The following is a 22,728-nucleotide window of genomic DNA, read 5'->3' as shown; positions in this document are numbered from 1 at the left end:
GGATTTGGCCTGAACCGGTCGCAGCGGCCGGCACAGCTCAGGCCTCGTCCTTCGTCAGCCGGGTGATCCCGGCGATCCGGTACGCGTCCGTCTCCTCCAGGGTCTCGTTCTCCAGGAGGGCCTGGGCGAGGGCGTCCAACCGGCCGCGGTGGTCGCGGAGTTTGCGGCAGGCCTCGTCGTAGCACTCGTCGACGATCCGGCGCATCTCGCCGTCGATGACGTCGAGGGTCTGCGGCGCGGCGGCGAGACCGTACGCCTGCTGGGCGTCGTTGGGCAGCGCGGAGAGCCGGCCCACCCGTTCGCTCATCCCCCACCGCGCCACCATGCCGCGCGCGATGTTGGTGACCTGCTCCAGGTCGTTCTCCGCGCCGGTCGTGATGACGCCGTAGACGACCTGCTCGGCCGCCATGCCGCCCAGCGCGCCGATGATCCGGCCGCGCAGGTACTCCTCGGTGTAGGCGTACTTGTCGGCGTCCGGCGTCGACAGTGTCACGCCGAGAGCCCGGCCGCGCGGCACGATGGTGATCTTGCGGACGGGGTCGGCGCCCGGCTGGAGCATGCCGAGGAGGGCGTGTCCGCTCTCGTGGTAGGCGGTGCGCCGCCGCTCCTCCTCGGGCATCACCAGGGGCCGTTCGGCGCCCAGTTGGACCTTCTCCAGCGCCTCCGAGAGGTCGGTCTGCGTCACCCGCTCCTGCTTGCGCTTGACGGCGAGGAGGGCGGCCTCGTTGGCGAGGTTGGCCAGTTCGGCGCCGGTCATGCCCGGGGTCGTACGCGCCACCTGGGCGAGGTCGACGCCCTCGGCCATCGGGATGTCCCGGGTGTGGATCTCCAGGATCGCCTCGCGGCCGCCCCGGTCGGGCGGCGAGACCATGACCACCCGGTCGAAGCGGCCGGGACGGGTCAGGGCCGGGTCCAGAACATCCGCGCGGTTCGTCGCCGCGATCACGATGACGCCCTCGGAGCCGGAGAAACCGTCCATCTCGGTCAGGATCTGGTTCAGCGTCTGCTCGCGCTCGTCGTGGCCGCCCATGCCGGAGCCGCCGCCGCGGGCCCGCCCGATGGTGTCGATCTCGTCGATGAAGATGATCGACGGGGCCACCTTGCGGGCCTCGGCGAACAGTTCACGCACGCGTGAGGCACCGACGCCCACGATCATCTCGATGAACTCGGACGCGGACGCCGAGAAGAAGGGCACCCCCGCCTCACCGGCGACGGCCCGCGCGAGCAGCGTCTTTCCGGTGCCGGGAGGGCCCGCGAGCAGCACACCGCGCGGCATCTTGGCGCCCATACGGCGATACGCGTCCGGGTTCTTCAGGAAGTCGACGACGTCATTGAGCTCGCCCTCGACCTCGTCGATGCCGGCCACGTCCGCGAAGGTGGTGCGCTTCTTCCCGGCCTCCAGCTCGACCGGCTTGGGCGGGGCCTTGCGTCCGAGCATCCCGCCCGCGCCGCCCATCCCCGCGCTCATCCGCCGCGCGATGAAGATCCACAGCACCACCAGGAGCAGCATCGGGGCGAGCGAGATCAGCAGGTTGGACAGGAAGCTGCGCTGCTGGACGACCGGTTCCGCGGTGACGGTGACGTCGTGCTTGGTCAGGTCCTCCCAGAGCTGGTCGTCCGCGAAGGTCGGCCGCTCGGTCCTGAACTTGGTGTACTTCCCGTCGCCCTCGGGGTTCTCCTGCTCCTTCTTGAGCTGCCCCTGGATCGCGTCGCCCTTGGCGTAGATCTTGCTGACGTTGCCGTCGTCGACCTGCTTGGTGAACTCCGTGTACGAGATCGTCGGCTCGTCACCGTCGTTGAAGTACGACAGCACCAGGTTGGCGATCAGAAACACGATCAGCGCGGTGAGCAGCAGGCTCCACCAGCCCCCGCGCGGCCTGCGTCCACCGCCCGGCGGCTTCGGCGGCTCCTCCGGGGTGCCCTCGGTACGCCAGGGCTGGTCGGGGGACTTCCGCGACGGCGCAGGGTTGGTCATATCCGGACGTTACGACAGGAAAGCCGTCCGGGCATTCGGGCTTACGACGCCGGGGCGCCCCCGCGCAAACGCCACCGGGGGCGCCCCCACGAAGAGGAGCGCCCCCGGCGTCGTACGCGTATCAGCCGTCAGCCCATGAACTTCTTGAACTCGTCCGGGAGCTCGAAGTCCTGGCCGGCCTGCTGGCCCGGCAGGCCGAAGGCACCGCCCGGAGCGCCCTGGGCGCCCGCGGCGCGGCGGGCGGCCTCCTCCTGCTCCTGCTGCTTGCGCTTCATCGGGTTGCCGGAGCGCTGCTTGCCCTTGGCCTTCTTGGGCTGCTTCTTGGAGCGGCCGGGACCGCCACCCATGCCCGGCATCCCGGGCATCCCCGGCATCCCGCCACCCTGGGCCATGCGCGACATCATCTTGCGGGCCTCGAAGAACCGCTCGACCAGGTTCTTGACCGCGCTGACCTCGACACCGGAGCCCTTGGCGATACGGGCGCGACGGGAGCCGTTGATGATCGTCGGCTCCTGGCGCTCGGCCGGGGTCATCGACTTGATGATCGCGGCCGTGCGGTCGACGTCACGCTCGTCGAGGTTGTTGATCTGGTCCTTGATCTGCCCCATGCCGGGGAGCATGCCGAGCAGCTTGGAGATGCTGCCCATCTTCCTGACCTGCTCCATCTGGGCCAGGAAGTCGTCCAGGGTGAAGTCCTGGCCCTTCTTGGACGCCAGCTTGGAGGCCATCTTCTCGGCCTCTTCCTGGCTGAACGTCTTCTCCGCCTGCTCGATCAGGGTGAGCAGGTCACCCATGTCGAGGATGCGGGAGGCCATCCGGTCAGGGTGGAAGGCGTCGAAGTCGTCGAGCTTCTCGCCGTTGGAGGCGAACATGATCGGCTTGCCGGTGATCTGCCGGATCGACAGGGCGGCACCACCGCGGGCGTCACCGTCGAGCTTGGAGAGCACCACGCCGTCGAAGCCGACGCCGTCGCGGAAGGCCTCGGCGGTGTTGACCGCGTCCTGGCCGATCATCGCGTCGACGACGAAGAGGATCTCGTCGGGGCTGACCGCGTCCCGGATGTCCGCGGCCTGCTGCATCATCTCCTGGTCGATACCGAGGCGGCCCGCGGTGTCGACGATGACGATGTCGTGGACCTTGGACTTCGCGTGCTCGATGGAGTCCTTGGCGACCTTGACCGGGTCACCCACGCCGTTGCCCGGCTCGGGCGCGTAGACGGCCACACCGGCGCGCTCGGCGACGACGCTGAGCTGGTTCACGGCGTTGGGGCGCTGGAGGTCGGCGGCGACCAGGAGCGGCGAGTGGCCCTGGCCCTTGAGCCAGTGGCCGAGCTTGCCCGCGAGGGTGGTCTTACCGGCACCCTGCAGACCCGCGAGCATGATGACGGTCGGCGGCTGCTTGGCGAAGCGCAGGCGCCGGGTCTCGCCGCCGAGAACTGTCACCAACTCGTCGTTGACGATCTTGAGGACCTGCTGGGCAGGGTTCAGCGCCTTGGAGACCTCGGCGCCCATCGCCCGTTCCTTGACGTTCTTGATGAACGTCCGGACGACCGGGAGGGCCACGTCCGCTTCGAGGAGTGCGATGCGGATCTCGCGCGCGGTGGCGTCGATGTCCGCCTCGGAGAGCCGTCCTTTGCCGCGCAGGTTCTTGAAAGTCGCTGAGAGGCGATCGGAGAGAGTATCGAACACGGCGCTCGCGGTCCTCGGGGTCGGTGGCTGCTGGGAATCGCCCTCAAGGGTATCCCGGCGGGGCGAGTCGCCGGGATCCCCCGGTCAGGCCCGCAGCGTCTCCTCCAGTTTCCGGGCCACGGCGGCCGCCTCGTCGCCCGGCAGCGGAGCCCCCTCGGGCCCGGTGACGTAGAAGGCGTCCACCGCGTTGGCGCCCAGCGTCGACACATGCGCGCTGCGCACCCGTACGTTCGCGTCCTCCAGGGCCCGTCCGATGCGGTGGAGCAGACCGGGGGCGTCGTGCGCGCGGACCTCGATGACCGTGGCGAGGCGGGAGGCCGCCGGGGCGACCGTCACCCGGGCCGGGGGCGCGACCACGCCCCGGCGGCGCGGGTACGCGGCGTCCCGCTCGGCCAGGCGGCCCGCGATGTCCAGGGAACCGTCCAGCGCCCGCACCAGATCCGCCCGCAGCCGCGCGGCCTGCGGCAGGGAGCCGTACTCCGCCGCCACCCGCCAGTTCAGCAGCAGTACCGAGCCCTCGACGCCGTCCGGCAGGTCCAGGGCGCGCAGTTCGGCGGTGCGCACGGTCAAACGGTGCATGGCGAGCACGCCGGCCACCGCGGGCAGTACGCCCGACTGGTCGGGTACGGCGATCAGCAGCTCCACGCCCAGCGGCTCGGGGTCCCCGGGCGGCTGCTCCCCCTCCGTGAGGGCCGGCGGCTCGGTCTGCGCGCGCAGCGACAGCACCGGGCTGCCCGTCGCGACCGCCTCGATCGCGAGCCGCTCCTGCTCCGCCGTCGGCGCGGCGGCCTCGGGCTCGGTCGGCTCGTCCCCGGCGAGCACCGCCGAGACCCGCTTGACCAGGTCGGCGACGAGCGAACCCCGCCAGGACGACCAGGCAGCCGGTCCCGTGGCCAGCGCGTCCGCCTCGGTCAGCGCGTGCAGCAGCTCAAGGGTGCCCTGCGAGCCGACCGCCTCGGCGACCGACCGGACCGTCTCCGGGTCCTCCAGGTCACGCCGGGTGGCCGTGTCCACGAGCAGCAGGTGATGGCGTACGAGGGTGGAGAGCACCGCCACGTCCTCGCGGTCGAAGCCGATGCGCGCGGCCACGTCCTTGGCAATGATCTCGCCGGCCACGGAGTGGTCGCCGGGCCAGCCCTTGCCGATGTCGTGCAGCAGCGCGGCGACCAGCAACAGGTCGGGGCGGTGGACGCGCCGTGTGAACTCCGAGGCGCGGACCGCGGTCTCGATGAGGTGGCGGTCGACCGTCCAGATGTGCACGGCGTTGCGCTGCGGGCGGCACCGCACCCGCTCCCAGTCCGGCAGGAGACGTGTGATCAGGCCCTCCGCCTCCAGCGCCTCCCACACGTCGATCGTCGGCTGACCCGAGCCGAGCAGGGTGACGAGCTGTTCGCGGGCCTCGGCGGGCCAGGGCGTGGGCAGGGGGCGCGTGCCGGCGGCCATGCGCCGTACGGCGTGCAAGGAGAGCGGGAGTCCGGCCTGCGCGGCGGCAGCGGCGGCGCGCAACGGCAGTACGGGGTCGCGCTCGGGGCGTGCGGCGCGGGCGAGCACCACCTCGCCGTCCATCTCGACCACGCCCTCGGCCAGCGGGGACCGCTCGGCGACCGGCTTGCCGCCGCCCAGCATGGCGCGCAGCCGCGGCCGCACGGCGCGCGAGCGCAACACGCGCCCCACCTCACGCCATGTGACATCACTGGCGTACGACACAACCCGCGCCGCCTCGTACACCTGCCTCAGCAGGGTGTCCGCGTCGAGCAGGCCCAGCTCGGCGGCGACCTGGTCCTGTTCCTGGAGCGCGAGCCGGTCGGTCGCGCGCCCGGTGGTGAGGTGCAGGGCGTCACGGACGTCGAGCAGCCGGCGCCGGGCGTCGTCGAGGCCCTCGCGCGGGGCGTCGGCCAGCCAGGAGGCGGCGACGGCACGCAGGGCGGTGGCATCGCGCAACCCGCCGCGCGCCTCTTTCAGATCCGGTTCGAGGAGGTACTGCAGCTCGCCCTGGCGCTCGGCGCGCTCGGCGCACAGCTCCTGGAGTTCGGGGAGGCGCTTGGGCGCCTGGTTGCGCCAGTCGGCGAGGACGGCGGTGCGCAGGCCGGCGGTCAGACCGAGGTCCCCGGCGAGGTGACGGGCGTCCAGGAGACCGAGTTGGACTTTCAAATCCTCCCCGGCGGTCTTGCGGGCCTCGGCCGGGGTGCGGACCGAGTGGTCCAGGGCGAGCCCCAGGTCCCACACCGGGTACCAGATGCGGTCGGCCAAGGCCGCGACCGCACCGGAGTCGCTGCCGTCGTGCAGCAGGAGCAGGTCCAGGTCGCTGCGCGGGGACAGCTCGCCGCGGCCGTAGCCGCCGACGGCGACCAGGGAGACCCCGCGCAACCCCCCGTCGGCGGCATCGAGGACACCGGCGTTGAAGAGCCCCGACAGCCAGTCGTCCGTCAGCTCGGAGAGGGCCGAACGGCGCGGCGGCCCGGACTGCGCCCCCTCGCTGAGGAGGCGCAGCCGGGCCGCCGCGTAGCCGCTGGGTCCCGAGTCTTCTGCTTCTTTACGCACGTCCGTACTCGACACCCAGCAGCTCCTGTTCTTTTCTGGTCAGAGCGCGTCGGGGCCGCGCTCGCCGGTCCGGACCCGTACGGCCGTCTCGACCGGCAGGGACCAGACCTTGCCGTCACCGATCTTGCCGGTGCGGGCGGCCTTGACGATGACGTCGATCAACTGCTCGGCGGCGTCGTCCTCGGCCAGGACCTCGATACGGATCTTGGGGACCAGGTCGACGGTGTACTCGGCACCGCGGTAGACCTCGGTGTGGCCCCGCTGACGACCGTAGCCGCTCGCCTCGGTGACCGTCAGGCCGTGGACCCCGAAGGCCTGGAGGGCTTCCTTGATCTCGTCGAGCCGGTGCGGCTTGACGACGGCGGTGATGAGCTTCATGCGTCCACCTTCTTGCTCGCAGCGTCGTCGGCCGGGGCCGCGACGGTGGCCTTGGCGGCGCCGCCGCCGGCACCGCTGAAGTCGTATGCGGTCTCGGCGTGCTCGGCCTGGTCGATACCGGCGACCTCCTCGTCCTCGGTGACCCGCATGCCGATGGTCTTGTCGAGGAGGAAGGCGAGGATCGCGGAGGCGATCAGGGAGTAGGCGAGGACACCGCCGACACCGGCGAGCTGCTTCCACAGCTGGTCGAACTTGTGGTCGCCGTAGAAGACACCGGCCACGTCCGACTGGCCCTTGCCGCTGGCGAAGAAGCCGATGAGGACCGAGCCGACGACACCGCCGACGAGGTGGACACCGACGACGTCGAGCGAGTCGTCGTAGCCGAACTTGTACTTCAGGCCGACGGCCATGGCGCACAGGACACCGGCGATGGCGCCGACGCAGATCGCGCCGATCGGGGTGACCGCACCACCGGACGGGGTGATGGCGACGAGACCCGCGACCGCGCCGGAGGCGGCGCCCAGCGTGGTGAACGCGCCGTGGCGGATCTTCTCGTAGATGAGCCAGGCGAGCATGGCGGCGGCGGTGGCGACCTGCGTGTTGACGAACATCAGCGTGCCGACGCCGTCGTCGTTGCCGAGCCACGAACCGGCGTTGAAGCCGAACCAGCCGAACCACAGCAGACCGGCGCCGAGCATGACCAGCGGAAGGCTGTGCGGGCGCATCGGGTCCTTCTTGAAGCCGATGCGCTTGCCGATGACCAGGATCACGCCGAGGGCCGCGGCACCGGCGTTGATGTGGACCGCCGTACCACCGGCGAAGTCGATGACACCCAGGTCGAAGGCCCAGCCGCCGGTGCCCCAGACCCAGTGGGCGACGGGGAAGTAGACGACCGTGGCCCACAGGGCGATGAACAGCGCCCACGCGGAGAACTTCACACGGTCGGCCAGCGCACCGCTTATCAGGGCGGGCGTGATGATCGCGAACATCAGCTGGAAGACCATGAAGGCCAGGACCGGGATGTTGTACGGGAGCCAGAGGTCACCCTTGTCGATCCCGCTGAGGCCCACGAAGTCCGACGTCCAGCCGACGACGCTGCCCTTGTCGGCGCCGAAGGCGACGGAGAAGCCGTACAGCACCCACAGGATGGTGACGATCCCCATGCTGATGAAGGACATCATCAGCATGTTCAGGGTGCTCTTGACGCGGACCATGCCTCCGTAGAAGAAGGCCAGGCCCGGGGTCATGAGCAGCACCAGGGCGGAACAGATGAGCATGAAGCCTGTGTTGGCGGGCGACAGCTCTACGTCTGCCGCCATCGTGATGGCTGGTGCCATCGGCGTCTCCTCGTCGTTGGTACGGCCCCGTGCGGGCGAAGCCTGAGCGGATTGAGGGGTGGGCCGGTTATGCGCCATGAGATTGCAGCAGCGCGGTTTCGGTGGAAGCCCCTCGTTGTTTCGCCGCCGTGACGAAGAGGTCCTGGGTGTTACGCGTCGATGAACTGCCTGATGTCCGCCAGGTGGATCGTTATCGTGGCGCAACCTTCGGCGATGGACGCAAACCGGCCGCGGCGGCCTTCCGATGACCTGGCGTAGGGGGAGCCGAGTCGGGCAGTTCGGGAGGGCCGGCCGCGGCCGGGGTTCAGGGGTTGCCGCCTGGATTCAGACGGCCTCTGCCGTCTCCGGCAGCTCGATGGCGAGCTTCTCCGTGAGATCCACGACCTCGGCGAGATCACCGAAATCGCGTACGGCCGTGTCCACCGTCTTTCGAATACGAGTGTTCACCCGTTCGGAGCGGACATTCTTGGCGATCTGCATCGCCTCCTGGGCCAGCACCGCACTCCGCTCCGGCTCCCGCTGGAGCAGATGCACGGTGGCCATGCCGATCAGGTTGAGCGCGTAGGACCGCTGGTGCTCGGTGTCCTTGGCGAAGAGGTCCACGGCCCGCTGCATCACGGGCTCGGCCAGCGAGGCGTACGTGGGACTGCGGCCGGCGACATAGGCCAGGTCGCGGTAGGAGTGGCTGTTCTCGCCGTGCAGCTCGGCCTCGGAGAAGAAGCGGATCCAGTCGGGATCCGGCTCGTCCCACTCGTCGGCCTCGGAGAAGGTGTCCTCGGCCATCCGGACCGCACGCTTGCACTTCCCCGGCTGCCCCATGTTGGCGTACGCGCGGGCCTCCATCGCATACAGCATCGACTGGGTGCGCGGGCTCGCGCAGTCCCGGCTGCCGTACTGCGCGAGGTGGATCAGCTCAAGAGCGTCGTCGGGCCGGCCGAGGTGGATCATCTGGCGGCTCATGCTGGACAGGACGTACGAGCCCAGCGGCTTGTCACCGGCTTCCTTCGCGGCGTGCAGCGCGAGCACGAAGTACTTCTGCGCGGTCGGCTGGAGCCCCACGTCGTACGACATCCAGCCCGCGAGCTCGGCCAGCTCGGCGGCGACCTTGAACAGCTTGCGGGTGGTGGAGTCGGGCTGGGGTTCCTGGAGGAGGTCGGTCACCTCGTGGAGCTGGCCGACGACCGCCTTGCGGCGCAGGCCGCCGCCGCACTGGGCGTCCCACTGCCGGAACATCACGGTGGTGGACTCGAGGAGGTCCAGCTCCGGCTTGGAGAGCCGGCCGCCCCGGCGGGCCGCGGCCGGCGGCTCGGGCTCGCGCTGCGGGGCGGTCGGGGAGGGCACGAGCCAGCGCTGCATGGGCTCGATGAGGGACGGGCCCGCGGACAGGGCCAGCGAGGTCCCGAGGAAGCCGCGCCGCGCCAGCATCAGGTCGCTGCGCGAGAACTCGCTGAGCAGGGCCACGGTCTGCGGGCCCGTCCAGGGCAGGTCGACCCCGGACACGGACGGTGACTGGCGGGCGGCGCGCAGGCCGAGGTCCTCGACCGAGACGACACAGCCGAACCGCTCGGAGAACAGCTCCGAGAGGATCCTGGGGATCGGTTCGCGCGGATTCTCGCCGTCCAGCCAGCGGCGCACGCGCGAGGTGTCGGTGGAGATGTGATTGGCGCCCAACTGGCGGGCTCGGCGGTTGACTTGGCGGGCGAGTTCGCCCTTCGACCAGCCGCTGCGCACGAACCACGAGGTGAGCAGCTCATTGGGACGCTTGTCGCCGTTCGCCGCGCTGCCGGCGCCCGTTCCACTCTCGCCGTTGCCGCTCACTGGAACGCCCCCATCCCTGAGACCACTTGTCGCTGAGTGCGCCAAGCCCTATCAGAATGCCGGTAAATACGGCTGCCCGTCCGGTACTTCTCACCCTTCGAACGGGATGCCGAGTTGCCTCCGGCATACCCACGAGTGCATGTGCCCCAGGACTCGTGCACTCAAAGTAATCCTACGATCACCCCTCCAGCCATGGCGATCCCGGAAACGCCACCATTCGCCACCCCTTCGAATGAACTCACGGTCGCCCACACGCGATTCACTTGACATAGGACGGCCGGGAGTGGGCGGAGCGGTGCACTCAGGGGCGCACGGAACCGGGCGCACCACCCGGAGCGCATCCGGGCGCCGAGTGGACGTGCGCGGCCCCGCTCGGGTCACTATCCGTGCCCGTCTCGTAACCACCGGTGCGTCGGACCCGTTGGAGGGGGCATGGGCTTCACGATCGGCAGCAGTCGGGGGATCCGCGACATCCGGTCCTCCTCGCGTCGCCGCGGCCGCTCGTCGGAGTGCACCGCCGTGGCCGAGTTCACCGGCCTGTGGGGCTGGGCCGTGGTCCCGGGCGCCCGGGCCGCCGCGGGCGCCTGCTCCTGCGGTCGCGCCGACTGCCGCGCACCGGGTGCACACCCTCTCGACTTCGCCCCTGAGGTACCCGCCGGGGCGACCCTCGACGAGGTGACCGGTGCCTGGGCCGAGTTCCCCGGCGCCGCGGTGATGCTGCCGGTCGGCCGCGCCTTCGACATCATCGAGGTCGCCGAACCCGCCGGCCGCCGCGCACTGGTCCGCCTGGAGCGTATGGGCCTGCCGGTCGGCCCGGTGACGGCCACCCCCGAGGGCCGCGCCCACTTCTTCGTGGCCCCGGGCGCCGCCGCCGAACTCCCCGAGCTCCTCTACCGCATGGGCTGGGACGACCCGACCTCCCTCGACCTGCGCGGCCTCGGCCCGGGCACCTACATCACGGCCCCACCGTCGGACCGCGGCGGCCTGGGCCCGGTGCAGTGGATGCGCTCCCCCGCCCTGGACTCGGCGACCAAGCCGCCGGCGGCGCGGCTGCTGCTCGGGACGCTGGCGTACGTGGCGCATCGGTCACGGGCGTAGGCCTACGGCGTACACAGCGAAGGGCCCCGCCACCTCTGCACCAGGTGACGGGGCCCTTCTTTTCGCCTCCCGGCGACCGCAACCATCAATTGAGGAACCACGACGGCGAGCAACCACCTCCGCGAGAGCGGCGCCGGTTTAGGCGCAAAGGGGGGCGGTGGTCAGTCGCCGATAAGGGCGTCAACGAACGCCTCCGGCTCGAACGGCGCCAGATCGTCCGCGCCCTCACCGAGCCCCACCAGCTTCACCGGCACCCCCAGCTCCCGCTGGACCGCGACGACGATGCCGCCCTTGGCCGTGCCGTCCAGCTTGGTCAGCACGATGCCGGTGATGTCGACGACCTCGGCGAAGACGCGGGCCTGCACGAGACCGTTCTGCCCGGTCGTCGCGTCCAGCACGAGCAGCACCTCGTCGAGCGGCGCCTGCTTCTCCACGACCCGCTTGACCTTGCCGAGCTCGTCCATGAGACCGGTCTTGGTGTGGAGGCGCCCGGCAGTGTCGATCAGCACGACATCCGCACCGATCTCCTTGCCCTCCTTCACCGCGTCGAAGGCGATGGAGGCGGGGTCGCCGCCCTCGGGCCCGCGCACGGTGTGGGCACCGACCCGGTCGCCCCAGGTCTGCAGCTGATCGGCGGCGGCGGCACGGAAGGTGTCCGCGGCGCCGAGCACCACGCTCCGGCCGTCGGCGACCAGCACCCGGGCCAGCTTGCCGGTGGTCGTGGTCTTGCCGGTGCCGTTGACGCCGACGACCATCACGATGCCGGGCTTGCTGGTCTCCGGCTCGGTCTTCACGGTCCGGTCGAAGTCGGTGCCGACCAGCTTCAGGAGCTCCTCGCGCAGCAGCCCGCGCAGCTCCGCGGGGGTCCTGGTGCCGAGCACCTTCACCCGCTCGCGCAGGCCCTCGACCAGCTCCTGGGTGGGGGCGACGCCGACGTCGGCGGTGAGGAGGATGTCCTCGATCTCCTCCCAGGTGTCGTCGTCGAGGTGCTCGCGCGACAGCAGGGTCAGCAGACCCTTGCCGAGCGCGTTCTGCGAGCGGGAGAGACGGGCGCGCAGCCGCACCAGGCGGCCGGCGGTGGGCTCCGGGACCTCGATCTCGGTCGGCGGGAGCTCTTCGACGACGGGGGGTTCCTCGACGGCGACACCGGTCGAGCCGTCGGGAAGATCCACCTCCTCTATCGTGCGGCGCGGTTCGTCGCGCGGCGTCTCGGCCTCGTCGCCGACGTGCGGCTCGGCCGGAGGGGCGGTGATGTCGGGCGCTGCGGGAGGCGGCGGGGGCAGCGGCTTCTTGCGTCGGCTGCCGACGACGAGCCCGCCGAGCACACCGAGCACGACCACGGCGATGACTACAGCAAGGATGACGGTTTCCATAACGGGTCCAGTATGCGCGACCCGCTGTCTGGCCAGTCGTTCTCCGAACCGGGGTCGCGCACCTCTCGGGCCGTCCAGCGGTGCGACACCTGGGCGCCCTCGGCTCGCGTCCTCGGCGTCCTCGTCGGCGATCATGTGCAGGACGGCGGGCGGCGCCGGGATCGTCGTACCGCCCGCCGGCGACCCGCCCGTCACGGACAAGCCCGCAGCCATGGCCATCTGACGCACCGTCAGCTAGCGTCCCCCTCCACCGCCCAGCGCACCGAGGGGGACCCCATGCCCGTAACGGTCGTACGTTTCAACCTCGTGGAGCCCGGCGCCACCCCCGCCTCCCTCCGCGCCCGCTACAAAGCGGCGCTGGAGATGGCCGCCTACGCCGACGAGCACGGCATCACCACGGTCCAGACCGAGGAACACCACGGCGTCGCCAACAACTGGCTGCCCTCCCCCTTCGCCTTCGCGGGCGCGGTCTTCGGCGCGACCGAACGTCTCGCGGTCACCGTCTCCGCGGTCATCGGCCCGCTCCACGACCCGCTCCGGCTGGCCGAGGAGATCGCCGTACTGGACCTGCTGAGCGGCGGCCGCCTGGTGACGGTCGTGGGCATCGGCTACCGCCCCGAGGAGTACTCCCTGTTCGACGTGGAGTGGAAGCGGCGCGGCCGTATCCAGGACGAGGTCCTGGAGACGCTGCTGAAAGCCTGGACCGGCGAAGAGTTCGAGTACCGCGGCCGTACGGTACGGGTCACCCCGCGCCCCTTCACCGACCCGCACCCCCTGCTCCTGGTGGGCGGCTCCTCCCAGGCCGCCGCCCGCCGGGCCGCCCGTCTGAGCCTGCCCTTCTTCCCCAGCGCGCACCTCCCGGAGCTGGAGTCGTACTACAAGGAGCGGCTCGTCGAGTACGGCACGGAGGGCTGGACGATGATGCCCGCCGCCGAGACACCTCTGCTGCACATCGCCGAGAACCCGGACGAGGCCTGGTCCAGCTACGGCTCCCACTTCCTGCACGAGGCGCGGACCTACGCCTCCTGGCAGTCCGGCGACATCCGCTCCGCCGTGAAGTCGGGGGCCACGACCGTGGACGAGCTCCGCGCCGAGGGCGTGTACCGGATCCTGACGCCGGAGCAGTGCGTGGACCAGGGCCTCGACAACCTCGTCCTGCATCCGCTCGCGGGCGGCATGCCGGTGGAGGAGGGATGGCGGAGCCTGCGGCTGTTCGCGGAGGAGGTGCTGCCGGCGCTGGGGAGTTGAGCCGCGAACCGACGACGCGGTGATCCGACCCGTACGTCGAGGCCGGCGAAGACACCGTCGCCCCGGCTCGGGCAGTGGCCGAGCCGGGGCGACGGTGAGGGTCACGGGGAGAAGGGCAGCGGGGTTTGGGCCCCTCCCCCCGAGTTCATACGGGCCCTCAGCCCATCTCCTCCAGCTTCTTGCCCTTGGTCTCGGGCACGAACTTGAGGATGAACGGGATGGAGAGGAAGGCGAACACCGCGTACGCGACGTAGGTGAGCGACAGGTTCCAGTCCGCGAGGTCCGGGAAGGTGATGGTGATCACCCAGTTGGCGATCCACTGGGCCGAGGCGGCCACACCGAGCGCGGCGGCGCGGATCTTGTTGGGGAAGATCTCGCCGAGCATGACCCAGACGACGACACCCCAGGACAGGGCGAAGAAGAGCACGAAGGCGTTGGCGGCGATCAGGGCGACGTAGCCCTGCGCGGTGGGCAGCGGGTCGTTGCCGTTCTGGTAGGAGAACGCCCAGGCGGCGAGCGCCAGGGAGATGCCCATGCCGACCGAGCCGATGAGGGCGAGCGGCTTGCGGCCGATACGGTCGACGAAGATCATCGCGATCACGGTGCCGATGATGTTGATGATCGAGGTCTCGAACGAGTAGAAGAACGAGCTCGACGGGTCGACGCCGACGGACTGCCACAGCAGGTTCGAGTAGTAGAAGATGACGTTGATGCCGACCAGCTGCTGGAAGACGGAGAGTCCGATACCGATCCAGACGATCGGCAGCAGGCCGAAGCGCCCGCCCAGCAGGTCCTTGAACGTCGACTTGTGGTCGCCGCGCATGGCGTCGTCGATCTCGGCGACCCGGGCGTCCAGGTCGATGTCGCCCTCGACGTCGGTGAGCACCTTCTTGGCCTCGTCGATCCGGCCGACGCTGATCAGGAACCGCGGCGACTCGGGGATCGCGAAGGACATCAGGCCGTAGATGATCGCCGGGATCACCATCACACCGAGCATCCACTGCCAGGCCTCCAGGCCGGCGATCTTCCCGCGCTCCTCACCGTCGGCCATGTTGAGGATGGCCCAGTTCACGAGCTGCGAGATGGCGATGCCGATGACGATGGCGGCCTGCTGGAAGGAGGCGAGCCTGCCGCGGTACGCCGGCGGGGCGACCTCCGCGATGTAGGCCGGGCCGATCACCGAGGCCATGCCGATGGCGATACCGCCGAGGACCCGCCAGGAGGCCAGGTCCCATGCGGCGAAGGGCAGTCCGGAACCGACGGCACTCACGGCGAACAGCACCGCCGCGATCTGCATGACGCGGATCCGGCCGATGCGGTCGGCGATGCGGCCGGCGATCGCGGCACCGACGGCGCTGCCGAGGAGGGCACAGGCGGCGACGGTTCCGGTGGCACCGGAGCTGAGGTCGAACCGGGCCTGGATGCCGCCGTTGGCGCCGTTGATGACGGAGCTGTCATAGCCGAAGAGGAACCCGCCGAGGGCTGCCGCGGCGGTGATGAAGACGACGTGCCCGAGATGTTCGGGCGGCGCCGTCCTGGCTCCGGACTGGGGTGCCTGCGATGTGCTGGTCACGTGAGACTCCTCGGGCCACCGGCAACGCTGCCGGGTGGGGGACGACCCTCCGGGTAGGTGGTACCTGAAGGTAAAAGTAACGTTGCCGAGACTATGCCTTCAAGTTTCGAAGTCAATAGGGGGAGCGGTGTGAGATACGAGGCATGCGTGACCATGATGTGTTCAAGTCTTGAAGAGTTGCTTCAGAGGTTGAACCCGGTTCGCAGTTGAACCCGGCTAGCGAAGCCGCTGGCTGATGACCTTCGAGACACCGTCGCCCTGCATGGAGACGCCGTACAGCGCGTCGGCGACCTCCATCGTCCGCTTCTGGTGCGTGATCACGATGAGCTGCGAGGCCTCTTGCAGCTCCTGCATGATCCGGATCAGTCGCTGAAGGTTGGTGTCGTCCAGCGCGGCCTCGACCTCGTCCATGACGTAGAACGGACTCGGCCGGGCCTTGAAGATCGACACCAGCAACGCTACGGCGGTCAGTGAACGCTCGCCACCGGACAGCAGACTGAGCCGCTTGACCTTCTTGCCCGGCGGACGCGCCTCGACATCCACACCGGTGGTCAGCATGTTGTCGGGGTCGGTGAGGATCAGCCGTCCCTCGCCCCCGGGGAACAGCCGGCTGAAGACACCCTCGAACTCCCGGGCCGTGTCCCGGTACGCCTCGGTGAAGACCTGCTCGACGCGCTCGTCGACCTCCTTCACCACCTGAAGCAGATCGGCCCGGGTCTTCTTCAGGTCCTCCAGCTGCTCGCTCAGGAACTTGTGCCGCTCCTCCAGCGCCGCGAACTCCTCCAGCGCGAGCGGGTTCACCTTCCCGAGCTGCTGGTAAGCCCGCTCGGCCGCCTTGAGCCGCTTCTCCTGCTCGGCCCGGTGGAACGGCTTCGGCTGGTTGCGCGGATGCTCGGGATCGTCCGGCAGCTCCTCGCCCTCGGCGGGCGGAGAAGGCGGTACGAGCTGATGGGGCCCGTACTCGTCGACGAGTCCGGCGGGCTCGACGCCCAGCTCCTCCAGCGCCTTGGTCTCCAGCTGCTCGATCCGCATGCGCTTCTCGGCGCCGAGCACCTCGCCCCGGTGCACCGAGTCGGTGAGCTTGTCCAGCTCGGCCTTGAGATCGCGGCCGGCGGTCCGGGCGGCGGTCAGCTCCTGCTCGCGGCGGGCCTTGGCGGCGTCCGCGGCGGTGCGCTCCTGCTCGGCTCGGGTGAGGGAGACCTCGACGTGCGCGAGGAGCTGCCGCGCACCGGAGGCCACGGCCTCGGCGACCGCCGCCTCGTGCCGCAGCCTCGCCCGCCGCTGCTCGGCACGCGCGCGTGCGTCGCGCTCCGCTCGGGCGGCGCGGTCCAGGGAGTCGGCGCGGCCGGCGAGCCCCTTGACGCGCTCCTCATGCGTACGGACCTGGAGGCGGGCCTCCATCTCGGTCTGGCGGGCGTTGGCGCCGTCGGCGGCGAGGCGGTCGCGGACGGAGGTGTCGGGTTCTTCCTCCACCGGCATCTCTTCGGCCACGGCGAGGCGTTCGGCGAGTTCTTCGACGTCTTGGAGGGCCTTGTCGAGGGCGTCCTGCGCCCGCGCGGCAGCGGCGACGGAGCGCTCCGCTTCGCCGGCAGCGCCCCGGGCTTGCCCGGCGAGGCGGCCGAGCTGCTGGGCCACGGCGGACTTCTCGCGGTCGGCGGCGCGGCGGCGCTCTCCGAGTTCCTCCACGAGGGCGGTGCATTCCTTGCGCCGCTCCTGGGCCTCGTGCTGGGCCTCGCTCAGCTCCTCGCAGCGGACGGCCAGCTCTTCCAGTTCTGCGGCTGCCTCGTCCACGGAGGCCTGCACTTCGAGGAGGCTCGGGGCGCCTGCGGAGCCGCCGTGGGCGAAGTGGGCGCCGAGGAGGTCGCCTTCGGCGGTGACGGCGGTGAGGTGGGGGTGGGCGTAGACGAGGTCTTCGGCGTCTTCGAGGGTGCCGACGATGACCATGCCGTGCAGTAGCCGTCGGATGGCGGGCATGAGGTCGGAGGGGGCGCGTACCAGATCTGCCGCGTGTTGATGTGCGGCGTCCGCGGGTGCGTCGTGGCTTGTCGCGCCCCGCGGCGGTTGATGCGGCCCGGCGCCGCCCCTGAAGGGCGCGTCCTCGGGGCCCCCTGCCAAAAGGAGTGACGCCCGACCCGCGTCCTGCTTCCGCAGCAACCGGATCGCGTCCGCCGCCGCCGAAGGTGACGTCACCGCCAACGCATCCGCCGCCGCCCCGAAAGCCGCCGCCAGCGCCACCTCGTACCCCGGTGTCACCGTCAGCAGCTCTGCGGCCGGACCCAGCAACCCCGTCAGCCGGTCCTTCGCACCGAGCAGCGCGCCCGTACCGTCCTTCCTGCGCAGCCCCAGCGCCAGCGCCTCGTGCCGGGCCTGGGTCGCCGCCCGCTTCCGCTCCGCCGCCGTCGCCGCCTCCCGGGCGGCCGTGAGGGCGGCCTCCGCCTCCGCGAGCCGCTCCTTGGCCTCGGCGTGCTGCTCGGACAGCTCGGCGTCGCCCGCGTCCAGGCCGTCGACCTCGGCCTTGAGGGCCTCGTACTCCTCCTGGGCGGCGAAAGCCCGCTCCTGGGCCTCGTCCCGCGCGGACGCCAGCCGGTCGATCTCCGCCTGGGCCGATGCCGCTCGCGAACGGGCCGCGTTGACCTGACCGTTCAGCCGGGCGAGGCCCTCGCGGCGGTCGGCGATGGCACGGGCGACGTCCTTCAGTCGCCGTTCCTCGTCGGTCAGCGAACGCTCCAGCTCGGCCCGGTGCGCGACCGTGTCCTCCAGCGCCCGCTCGGCCGCCTCCAGGGCCGCCTCCAGCTCGGCCTCCTGTTCGCGGATCCGGGCGGCCTCGCGCTCCATGTCCTCGGGGTCGCGGCCGCGCCGTTCCTCGGGTGGTGCCGAGGTCGCGCTCTTCACCCGGGCGTCGGCGAGCGAGACCGTGCCGCGTACGCGCTCCGCGAGCTGGGAGAGCTCGTACCAGGTCTGCTGGGCGCGCTGGAGGCGCGGGGTGAGCCGGCGGACCTCGTCCTCCAGGAGCGCCTCCCGCTGGAGGGCCTTCTTCAGCTCCTCCTCGGCGGCTTCCTTGCGTTCCTTCAGCGCGGCCTCGTCGGCGATCTCGGACTTCAGCGCCTGGCGCAGCCGTACGAGATCGTCGGCCAACAGCCTCAAGCGGGCGTCTCGCAGGTCCGCCTGGATCACTGCCGCCCGCCGCGCGACCGCCGCCTGCCGGCCGAGCGGCTTCAACTGCCTGCGCAGCTCGTCCGTGAGGTCCTGCACGCGCGCGAGGTTGGCCTGCATCGCGTCCAGCTTGCGGAGGGCCTTCTCCTTGCGCTTGCGGTGCTTGAGGACGCCCGCGGCCTCTTCGATGAAGGCGCGGCGGCCCATCGGGTCCGCGTGCAGGACGGAGTCGAGCTGCCCCTGGCCGACGATGACGTGCATCTCGCGGCCGATGCCGGAGTCGGACAGCAGGTCCTGGATGTCGAGGAGGCGGCAGGTGTCGCCGTTGATCTGGTACTCGCTGCCGCCGTTGCGGAACATGATCCGCGTGATGGTGACCTCGGCGTACTCGATGGGCAGCGCCCCGTCGGAGTTGTCGATGGTGAGGGAGACCTCGGCACGGCCCAGGGGCGGACGCCCGGTGGTGCCGGCGAAGATGACGTCCTCCATCTTGCCGCCGCGCAGCGACTTGGCGCCCTGTTCGCCCATGACCCAGCTGAGGGCGTCGACGACATTGGACTTGCCCGAGCCGTTGGGGCCGACGACACACGTGATGCCGGGCTCGAACCGGAGCGTGGTCGCCGAGGCGAACGACTTGAACCCACGGAGGGTCAGGGCCTTGAGGTGCACGCCGCTGGACTCTACCTTCCGGGGTTGTCTCACTCCATGAACGTGCTGTTTCCCGCGGTTTCACCCATGAACGTGCAGGGCACATCAGACGTTAAAGAAGGTGTGGGGAGCACGGGGGAAAGAAAGAAGGGACGCCGAAGCGTCCCTTGCAAACTCAATCTCTGACAACTTAGCGGTTGATACGGGCAGCCCAACCACTGCGTGTCGTGGTGCGATGCAGTGATCAGGTGAGCGCAGGCTCCGCCTGGTGTGCGTCGATGCTCTCCAGAAGCGAGTCGTGAGAAGCGGCAGCCGCGAGCGCGTCGTTCTCGGCCTGGATCCGTACGAGCTCGGATTCGAGGTCCTGTACGCGCTGCTGGAGCCGTCGCATCTCGGCAATGAGTCGCGGGTCGGAGCCGCCGACGTAACCGAGAAGCGCCTTTGCCATGATGGATGGTCCTCCACACTGAGTGACCGACCGAAGCGGTGTGGGTCGTGAGGGATTCGCACCCGCGATGCTTGGCACTGTTGAGTTTGTGCTGCCGTTCATCCATGCCAAACAGCTAAGGTGCGCGGGGTGCATTCAGCGTCTCACCAAAAAGTTTGACGGTCAACACGATCACGCCCTGTATTGGCGGGCAACCCGGGGGCATGCGGCCTTGAACGGCGGCGCGGCGACTCCTGCGGGGCCCTCAGGGCGTAGCGATCATTCTTAAGTGCGGAGCCTCCCAGGAAAAGCCGTTCTTGGCAACCACCAGCACCTTTCTGCTTCAGGCAGTTGCCCGTGGCATGCCACTCCGCTTCGACCTGGCGTGCTTTACAGAACCGGCTCAGCGGATGGCGAAGCCGTCGTAACCCCCACGGGGTGTGTCCCAGATCTCGGTCACACCGTCCACGCGCCCGGGCGTGTCCTCGCCCTGGAGCCAGTCGAGGAGCCCCTCGCAGTGCTCGCGCGGACCCTCGGCGACCACCTGGACCCGTCCGTCCCCCAAATTGAGAGCAAAACCACTCAGCCCACCCAGCTCAAGGGCCTTGGCCCTGGTGAACCAGCGGAAACCCACACCTTGGACGCGTCCACGCACCCAGGCGACCAATCGCACATCCTCGCTCATGGATGCAACCTAACCAACCAATGTCTCTCTGGACTCTCCCTCCCCTGGCGCCATGCGGTACCGTCCCCTGCCAATGAATCTCATACGAAACTCACTCGATCGTGTGAGTTTTGTGAGTTCGGTCCGACCGCTGGGGGACGAGTCGGCCACAAAGACCTAGGAAGGCCAGGACACATGGGACGCCACCGACGCTCCGCCGCCGGCCGCGCCGCCACGGGCCGCGCCACGGGGGTCACAGAAACAGACGGCTCATACACGAGCGGCTACGACCGGCAGCACTCGTACGACTATGACCCGCAGCATTCGTACGGCTTGGACCAGCAGTTCTCGTACGACTTCGAGGCGGACGCCCGAGGTCACCACACGGGCGAGTACCCCGTCGTGGGGATCGCGCCCTATCTGAACCCCGAGGCGCACGTCGCCCGCAGCGAGGCCTACCTCTACGCGACGGACGACGACTACGCGTGGTCCACGGGCACCGCGAGCACCGCGATGTTCCCGAGCGAGGGCTTCTCGCCGGGCGACGGCGGTCCGCGGCGTGGGGGCGGCTCGGGCCGTCGGCGCAAGAAGAAGGTCGTGACGCCGGTCAAGACCGGTCTGCTCGGGGTCTCCGCGGCGGTCGCGATCGGCACGGTCGCGGTGGCCACCGGCGTGGTGCCCGGCCTCGACAACTACAAGCTCGGCGGCGGCAGCAACTCCGACAAGGTGCAGGCCGCGAACTCCCCGACCAACTCCGCGACCGAGCAGGGCGGCACCTCCGGCAGCGCCGACGAGAGCCGGGACGACGAGGCGGCCAGCCGCGCCGGCGGCCGTACGGCCTCACCGACGCCGTCCGCCTCGGCCTCGACGGCCGCGCCGAGCGAGGCTCCGTCGGAGAAGCCGACGGCCACGCCCAGCAAGAAGCCGAAGACGACTCCTTCGCAGAAGGAGAGGACCCCGCCGAAGAAGACCGCCGGGCCGGTGACCGTCTCCGCGGAGGCCCAGGCCGCGGCCGAGGTGCTGAAGCTGGTGAACGAGGAGCGGGCGAAGGTGGGCTGCAGCGCGGTCGCCGCCAACAGCGAGCTCGCCAAGCTGGCGGAGGCCTTCAGCGAAGCCATGGCCGCGGAGGGCTTCTTCGACCACACCGACCCCAGCGGCGAGACCCCCTGGGACCGGGCCGAGGCGCTCGGCATCACCAGCCTCGGCGGCGAGAACATAGCCCGGGGCCAGGCCACCGCCGCCGCGGTGATGGAGGCCTGGATGAGCAGCCCGGGCCACAAGGCGAACATCCTGAACTGCGACTTCAAGACGCTGGGGGTCGGTGTGCACTTCGGCTCCGGCGGTCCGTGGTGGACGCAGGACTTCGGCTACTGACCGAAGCAGGGGCCAGGGAGAAGGGAGCGCTAACCCGCGGTTAGTGCTCCCTTTTCGTTAGCGCTGTCCTCCCGTACGCTGGGGATATGGAAAGCACGCAGGAGATCGATCTCGCCTACGACGTGTTCGCCAAGGCCTGCCCCTCGCGCGGCACGCTGGAGCACATCACGGGCCGCTGGGGCGGCCTCACGCTCGGCGCCCTCCACGACGGCTCCCTGCGCTTCAACGAGCTGCGCCGACGCGTGGACGGCGTGAGCGAGAAGATGCTGTCCCAGACCCTCCAGGCCCTGGAGCGCGACGGCCTGGTGCACCGCGAGGCCCAGCCGACCAACCCGCCCCGCGTGGACTACGAGCTGACCCCGCTGGGGCGCGGGGTCGCCGAGCGGCTGATCGGCCTCATCCAGTTCTTGGAGGGCCGCATGGACGAGGTGCTCGAAGCGCGCCTGCGTTACGACGAGACGCGCGGCGCCCGCTGACACTTCGGGCAGAAGTAGCTGGACCGGTTCATCCAGGGCCGTCGGCGCATCGGCGTACCGCACCGCTTGCAGGGCTGTCCCTCGCGGCCGTACGCGTCGAGCGAGCGGTCGAAGTACCCGGACTCCCCGTTGACGTTGACGTACAGGCTGTCGAAACTCGTGCCGCCCACCGCGAGGGCCGCGTTCATCACGTCCCTTACGTGGCCCAGGAGTTCGGCCGTGCGCGGGCGGGTGAAGCCGGCGGTCGGACGCTCGTAGTGGATACGGGCGCGCCAAAGCGCCTCGTCCGCATAGATGTTGCCGACTCCGCTGATCAACGACTGGTCGAGCAGGGCCCGTTTGATGGTGCTGCGCTTGCGGCGGAGGTTCTGGTGGAAGGCCTCGTCGTCGAAGAGCGGGTCCAGCGGGTCGCGGGCGATGTGCGCGATGACGTCGGGCAGGCCGTCCTCGGTGTTGTCGTGCAACGACAGTCCGCCGAAGGTGCGTTGGTCGACGAAGCGGAGTTCCGTGCCCAGGCCGTCGGCGAACCGGACGCGGATGCGCAGATGCTTCTCGTCGGGCACCTCGTGCGGCTGGACCAGGAGCTGGCCGCTCATGCCGAGGTGGGCGAGGACCGACTGGTTGGTGTCCTCCAGGGGCAGCCACAGATACTTGCCGCGGCGGCTCGGGACGCCGATGCGGTGGCCCTTGAGGCGGTGGGTGAAGTCGTCGGCACCGGCGATGTGACGGCGTACGGCACGCGGGTGCAGCACCTCCGCCTCGGCGACCGCGCGGTGGGCGACCCACCGCTCCAGACCGCGTCGTACGACCTCGACCTCGGGCAACTCGGGCATGGGATCCCCTGTGAAAGCCGGTGTGACAAGCCGGTGCTGTGAGCCGGCGCTCTCAGCCGGTGGGTGTGTGGTGCTACGAGCCGGTGCTGTCGGCTCGGGGCTGCGAGTCCGGTTCTATCAGCTC

At 70.2% G+C, this 22,728-nt stretch carries 16 protein-coding genes; 4 read left to right on the top strand and 12 right to left on the bottom strand.

The window, feature by feature from the left end:
- Positions 1–37: 37 nt before the first annotated feature.
- The 6 genes from ftsH to PH203_RS25150 all read right to left on the bottom strand — a co-directional run bounded on the left by ftsH (position 38) and on the right by PH203_RS25150 (position 9,737).
- Entirely contained in the window at positions 38–1,975 is a 1,938-nt protein-coding gene (gene ftsH, locus PH203_RS25175; protein WP_289922754.1) for an ATP-dependent zinc metalloprotease FtsH, read from the bottom strand.
- Positions 1,976–2,103: 128 nt separating this feature from the next.
- Positions 2,104–3,663: a signal recognition particle protein gene (ffh, locus tag PH203_RS25170; RefSeq protein ID WP_289922753.1), complete on the bottom strand. Its 1,560-nt coding sequence runs from the start codon at positions 3,661–3,663 to the stop codon at positions 2,104–2,106.
- 84 nt (positions 3,664–3,747) lie between these two features.
- Positions 3,748–6,219, bottom strand: coding sequence for a [protein-PII] uridylyltransferase (locus PH203_RS25165; RefSeq protein WP_289922752.1), 2,472 nt, complete (start codon positions 6,217–6,219; stop codon positions 3,748–3,750).
- 24 nt (positions 6,220–6,243) lie between these two features.
- On the bottom strand, positions 6,244–6,582 hold the full coding sequence (locus tag PH203_RS25160; RefSeq protein WP_289922751.1) for a P-II family nitrogen regulator: 339 nt from the start codon (positions 6,580–6,582) through the stop codon (positions 6,244–6,246).
- Positions 6,579–7,919, bottom strand: coding sequence for an ammonium transporter (locus tag PH203_RS25155; protein WP_289922750.1), 1,341 nt, complete (start codon positions 7,917–7,919; stop codon positions 6,579–6,581). The genes PH203_RS25160 and PH203_RS25155 overlap by 4 nt, the downstream gene beginning before the upstream one ends.
- Before the next feature lie 324 nt (positions 7,920–8,243).
- A complete protein-coding gene (locus PH203_RS25150) occupies positions 8,244–9,737 on the bottom strand; it encodes a hypothetical protein (protein WP_289922749.1) in 1,494 nt (497 codons plus the stop codon).
- A gap of 432 nt (positions 9,738–10,169) precedes the next feature.
- Here PH203_RS25150 and PH203_RS25145 point away from each other — a divergent pair, with 432 nt between their 5' ends.
- Positions 10,170–10,835: a bifunctional DNA primase/polymerase gene (locus PH203_RS25145; RefSeq protein WP_289922748.1), complete on the top strand. Its 666-nt coding sequence runs from the start codon at positions 10,170–10,172 to the stop codon at positions 10,833–10,835.
- A gap of 161 nt (positions 10,836–10,996) precedes the next feature.
- Here PH203_RS25145 and ftsY read toward each other — a convergent pair whose 3' ends face one another.
- Positions 10,997–12,208, bottom strand: a complete 1,212-nt coding sequence (gene ftsY / locus PH203_RS25140; protein WP_289922747.1) for a signal recognition particle-docking protein FtsY — start codon at positions 12,206–12,208, stop codon at positions 10,997–10,999.
- 276 nt (positions 12,209–12,484) lie between these two features.
- Here ftsY and PH203_RS25135 point away from each other — a divergent pair, with 276 nt between their 5' ends.
- A complete protein-coding gene (locus PH203_RS25135; protein ID WP_289922746.1) occupies positions 12,485–13,456 on the top strand; it encodes an LLM class flavin-dependent oxidoreductase in 972 nt (323 codons plus the stop codon).
- Positions 13,457–13,613: 157 nt separating this feature from the next.
- Here the strand turns inward: PH203_RS25135 and PH203_RS25130 are convergent, their stop codons facing one another.
- From PH203_RS25130 to PH203_RS25115, 4 genes are all read right to left on the bottom strand, one after another.
- Positions 13,614–15,029, bottom strand: a complete 1,416-nt coding sequence (locus PH203_RS25130; RefSeq protein ID WP_289922745.1) for a sugar porter family MFS transporter — start codon at positions 15,027–15,029, stop codon at positions 13,614–13,616.
- Positions 15,030–15,245: 216 nt separating this feature from the next.
- Positions 15,246–18,851: a chromosome segregation protein SMC gene (gene smc, locus PH203_RS25125; protein ID WP_289922744.1), complete on the bottom strand. Its 3,606-nt coding sequence runs from the start codon at positions 18,849–18,851 to the stop codon at positions 15,246–15,248.
- Positions 18,852–19,074: 223 nt separating this feature from the next.
- Entirely contained in the window at positions 19,075–19,278 is a 204-nt protein-coding gene (locus PH203_RS25120) for a hypothetical protein (protein WP_037649730.1), read from the bottom strand.
- A gap of 382 nt (positions 19,279–19,660) precedes the next feature.
- On the bottom strand, positions 19,661–19,942 hold the full coding sequence (locus PH203_RS25115) for an acylphosphatase (protein WP_289922743.1): 282 nt from the start codon (positions 19,940–19,942) through the stop codon (positions 19,661–19,663).
- A 174-nt stretch (positions 19,943–20,116) separates the two neighbouring features.
- On the opposite strand from PH203_RS25115, the gene PH203_RS25110 reads away from it, so the two are divergent.
- A complete protein-coding gene (locus PH203_RS25110; RefSeq protein ID WP_289922742.1) occupies positions 20,117–21,295 on the top strand; it encodes a CAP domain-containing protein in 1,179 nt (392 codons plus the stop codon).
- A gap of 86 nt (positions 21,296–21,381) precedes the next feature.
- Positions 21,382–21,771, top strand: a complete 390-nt coding sequence (locus PH203_RS25105; protein WP_289922741.1) for a helix-turn-helix domain-containing protein — start codon at positions 21,382–21,384, stop codon at positions 21,769–21,771.
- Here PH203_RS25105 and mutM read toward each other — a convergent pair.
- On the bottom strand, positions 21,744–22,604 hold the full coding sequence (mutM, locus tag PH203_RS25100) for a bifunctional DNA-formamidopyrimidine glycosylase/DNA-(apurinic or apyrimidinic site) lyase (protein ID WP_289922740.1): 861 nt from the start codon (positions 22,602–22,604) through the stop codon (positions 21,744–21,746). The two genes, PH203_RS25105 and mutM, sit on opposite strands and share 28 nt — an antisense overlap.
- Between the last annotated feature and the right edge of the window lie 124 nt (positions 22,605–22,728).

The organism is Streptomyces sp. S.PB5 (assembly GCF_030403745.1).
In the GTDB taxonomy this organism is placed as follows: Bacteria; Actinomycetota; Actinomycetes; order Streptomycetales; family Streptomycetaceae; genus Streptomyces.
This window is presented reverse-complemented; position numbering and strand designations above follow the sequence as displayed.

Coding starts and splice junctions, on each gene's coding strand:
- ftsH (WP_289922754.1), bottom strand. CDS start 1,975: ATGACCAACCCTGCGCCGTCGCGGAAGTCCCCCGACCAGCCCTGGCGT.
- PH203_RS25160 (WP_289922751.1), bottom strand. CDS start 6,582: ATGAAGCTCATCACCGCCGTCGTCAAGCCGCACCGGCTCGACGAGATC.
- PH203_RS25155 (WP_289922750.1), bottom strand. CDS start 7,919: ATGGCACCAGCCATCACGATGGCGGCAGACGTAGAGCTGTCGCCCGCC.
- PH203_RS25145 (WP_289922748.1), top strand. CDS start 10,170: ATGGGCTTCACGATCGGCAGCAGTCGGGGGATCCGCGACATCCGGTCC.
- ftsY (WP_289922747.1), bottom strand. CDS start 12,208: ATGGAAACCGTCATCCTTGCTGTAGTCATCGCCGTGGTCGTGCTCGGT.
- PH203_RS25135 (WP_289922746.1), top strand. CDS start 12,485: ATGCCCGTAACGGTCGTACGTTTCAACCTCGTGGAGCCCGGCGCCACC.
- PH203_RS25120 (WP_037649730.1), bottom strand. CDS start 19,278: ATGGCAAAGGCGCTTCTCGGTTACGTCGGCGGCTCCGACCCGCGACTC.
- PH203_RS25115 (WP_289922743.1), bottom strand. CDS start 19,942: ATGAGCGAGGATGTGCGATTGGTCGCCTGGGTGCGTGGACGCGTCCAA.
- PH203_RS25110 (WP_289922742.1), top strand. CDS start 20,117: ATGGGACGCCACCGACGCTCCGCCGCCGGCCGCGCCGCCACGGGCCGC.
- PH203_RS25105 (WP_289922741.1), top strand. CDS start 21,382: ATGGAAAGCACGCAGGAGATCGATCTCGCCTACGACGTGTTCGCCAAG.
- mutM (WP_289922740.1), bottom strand. CDS start 22,604: ATGCCCGAGTTGCCCGAGGTCGAGGTCGTACGACGCGGTCTGGAGCGG.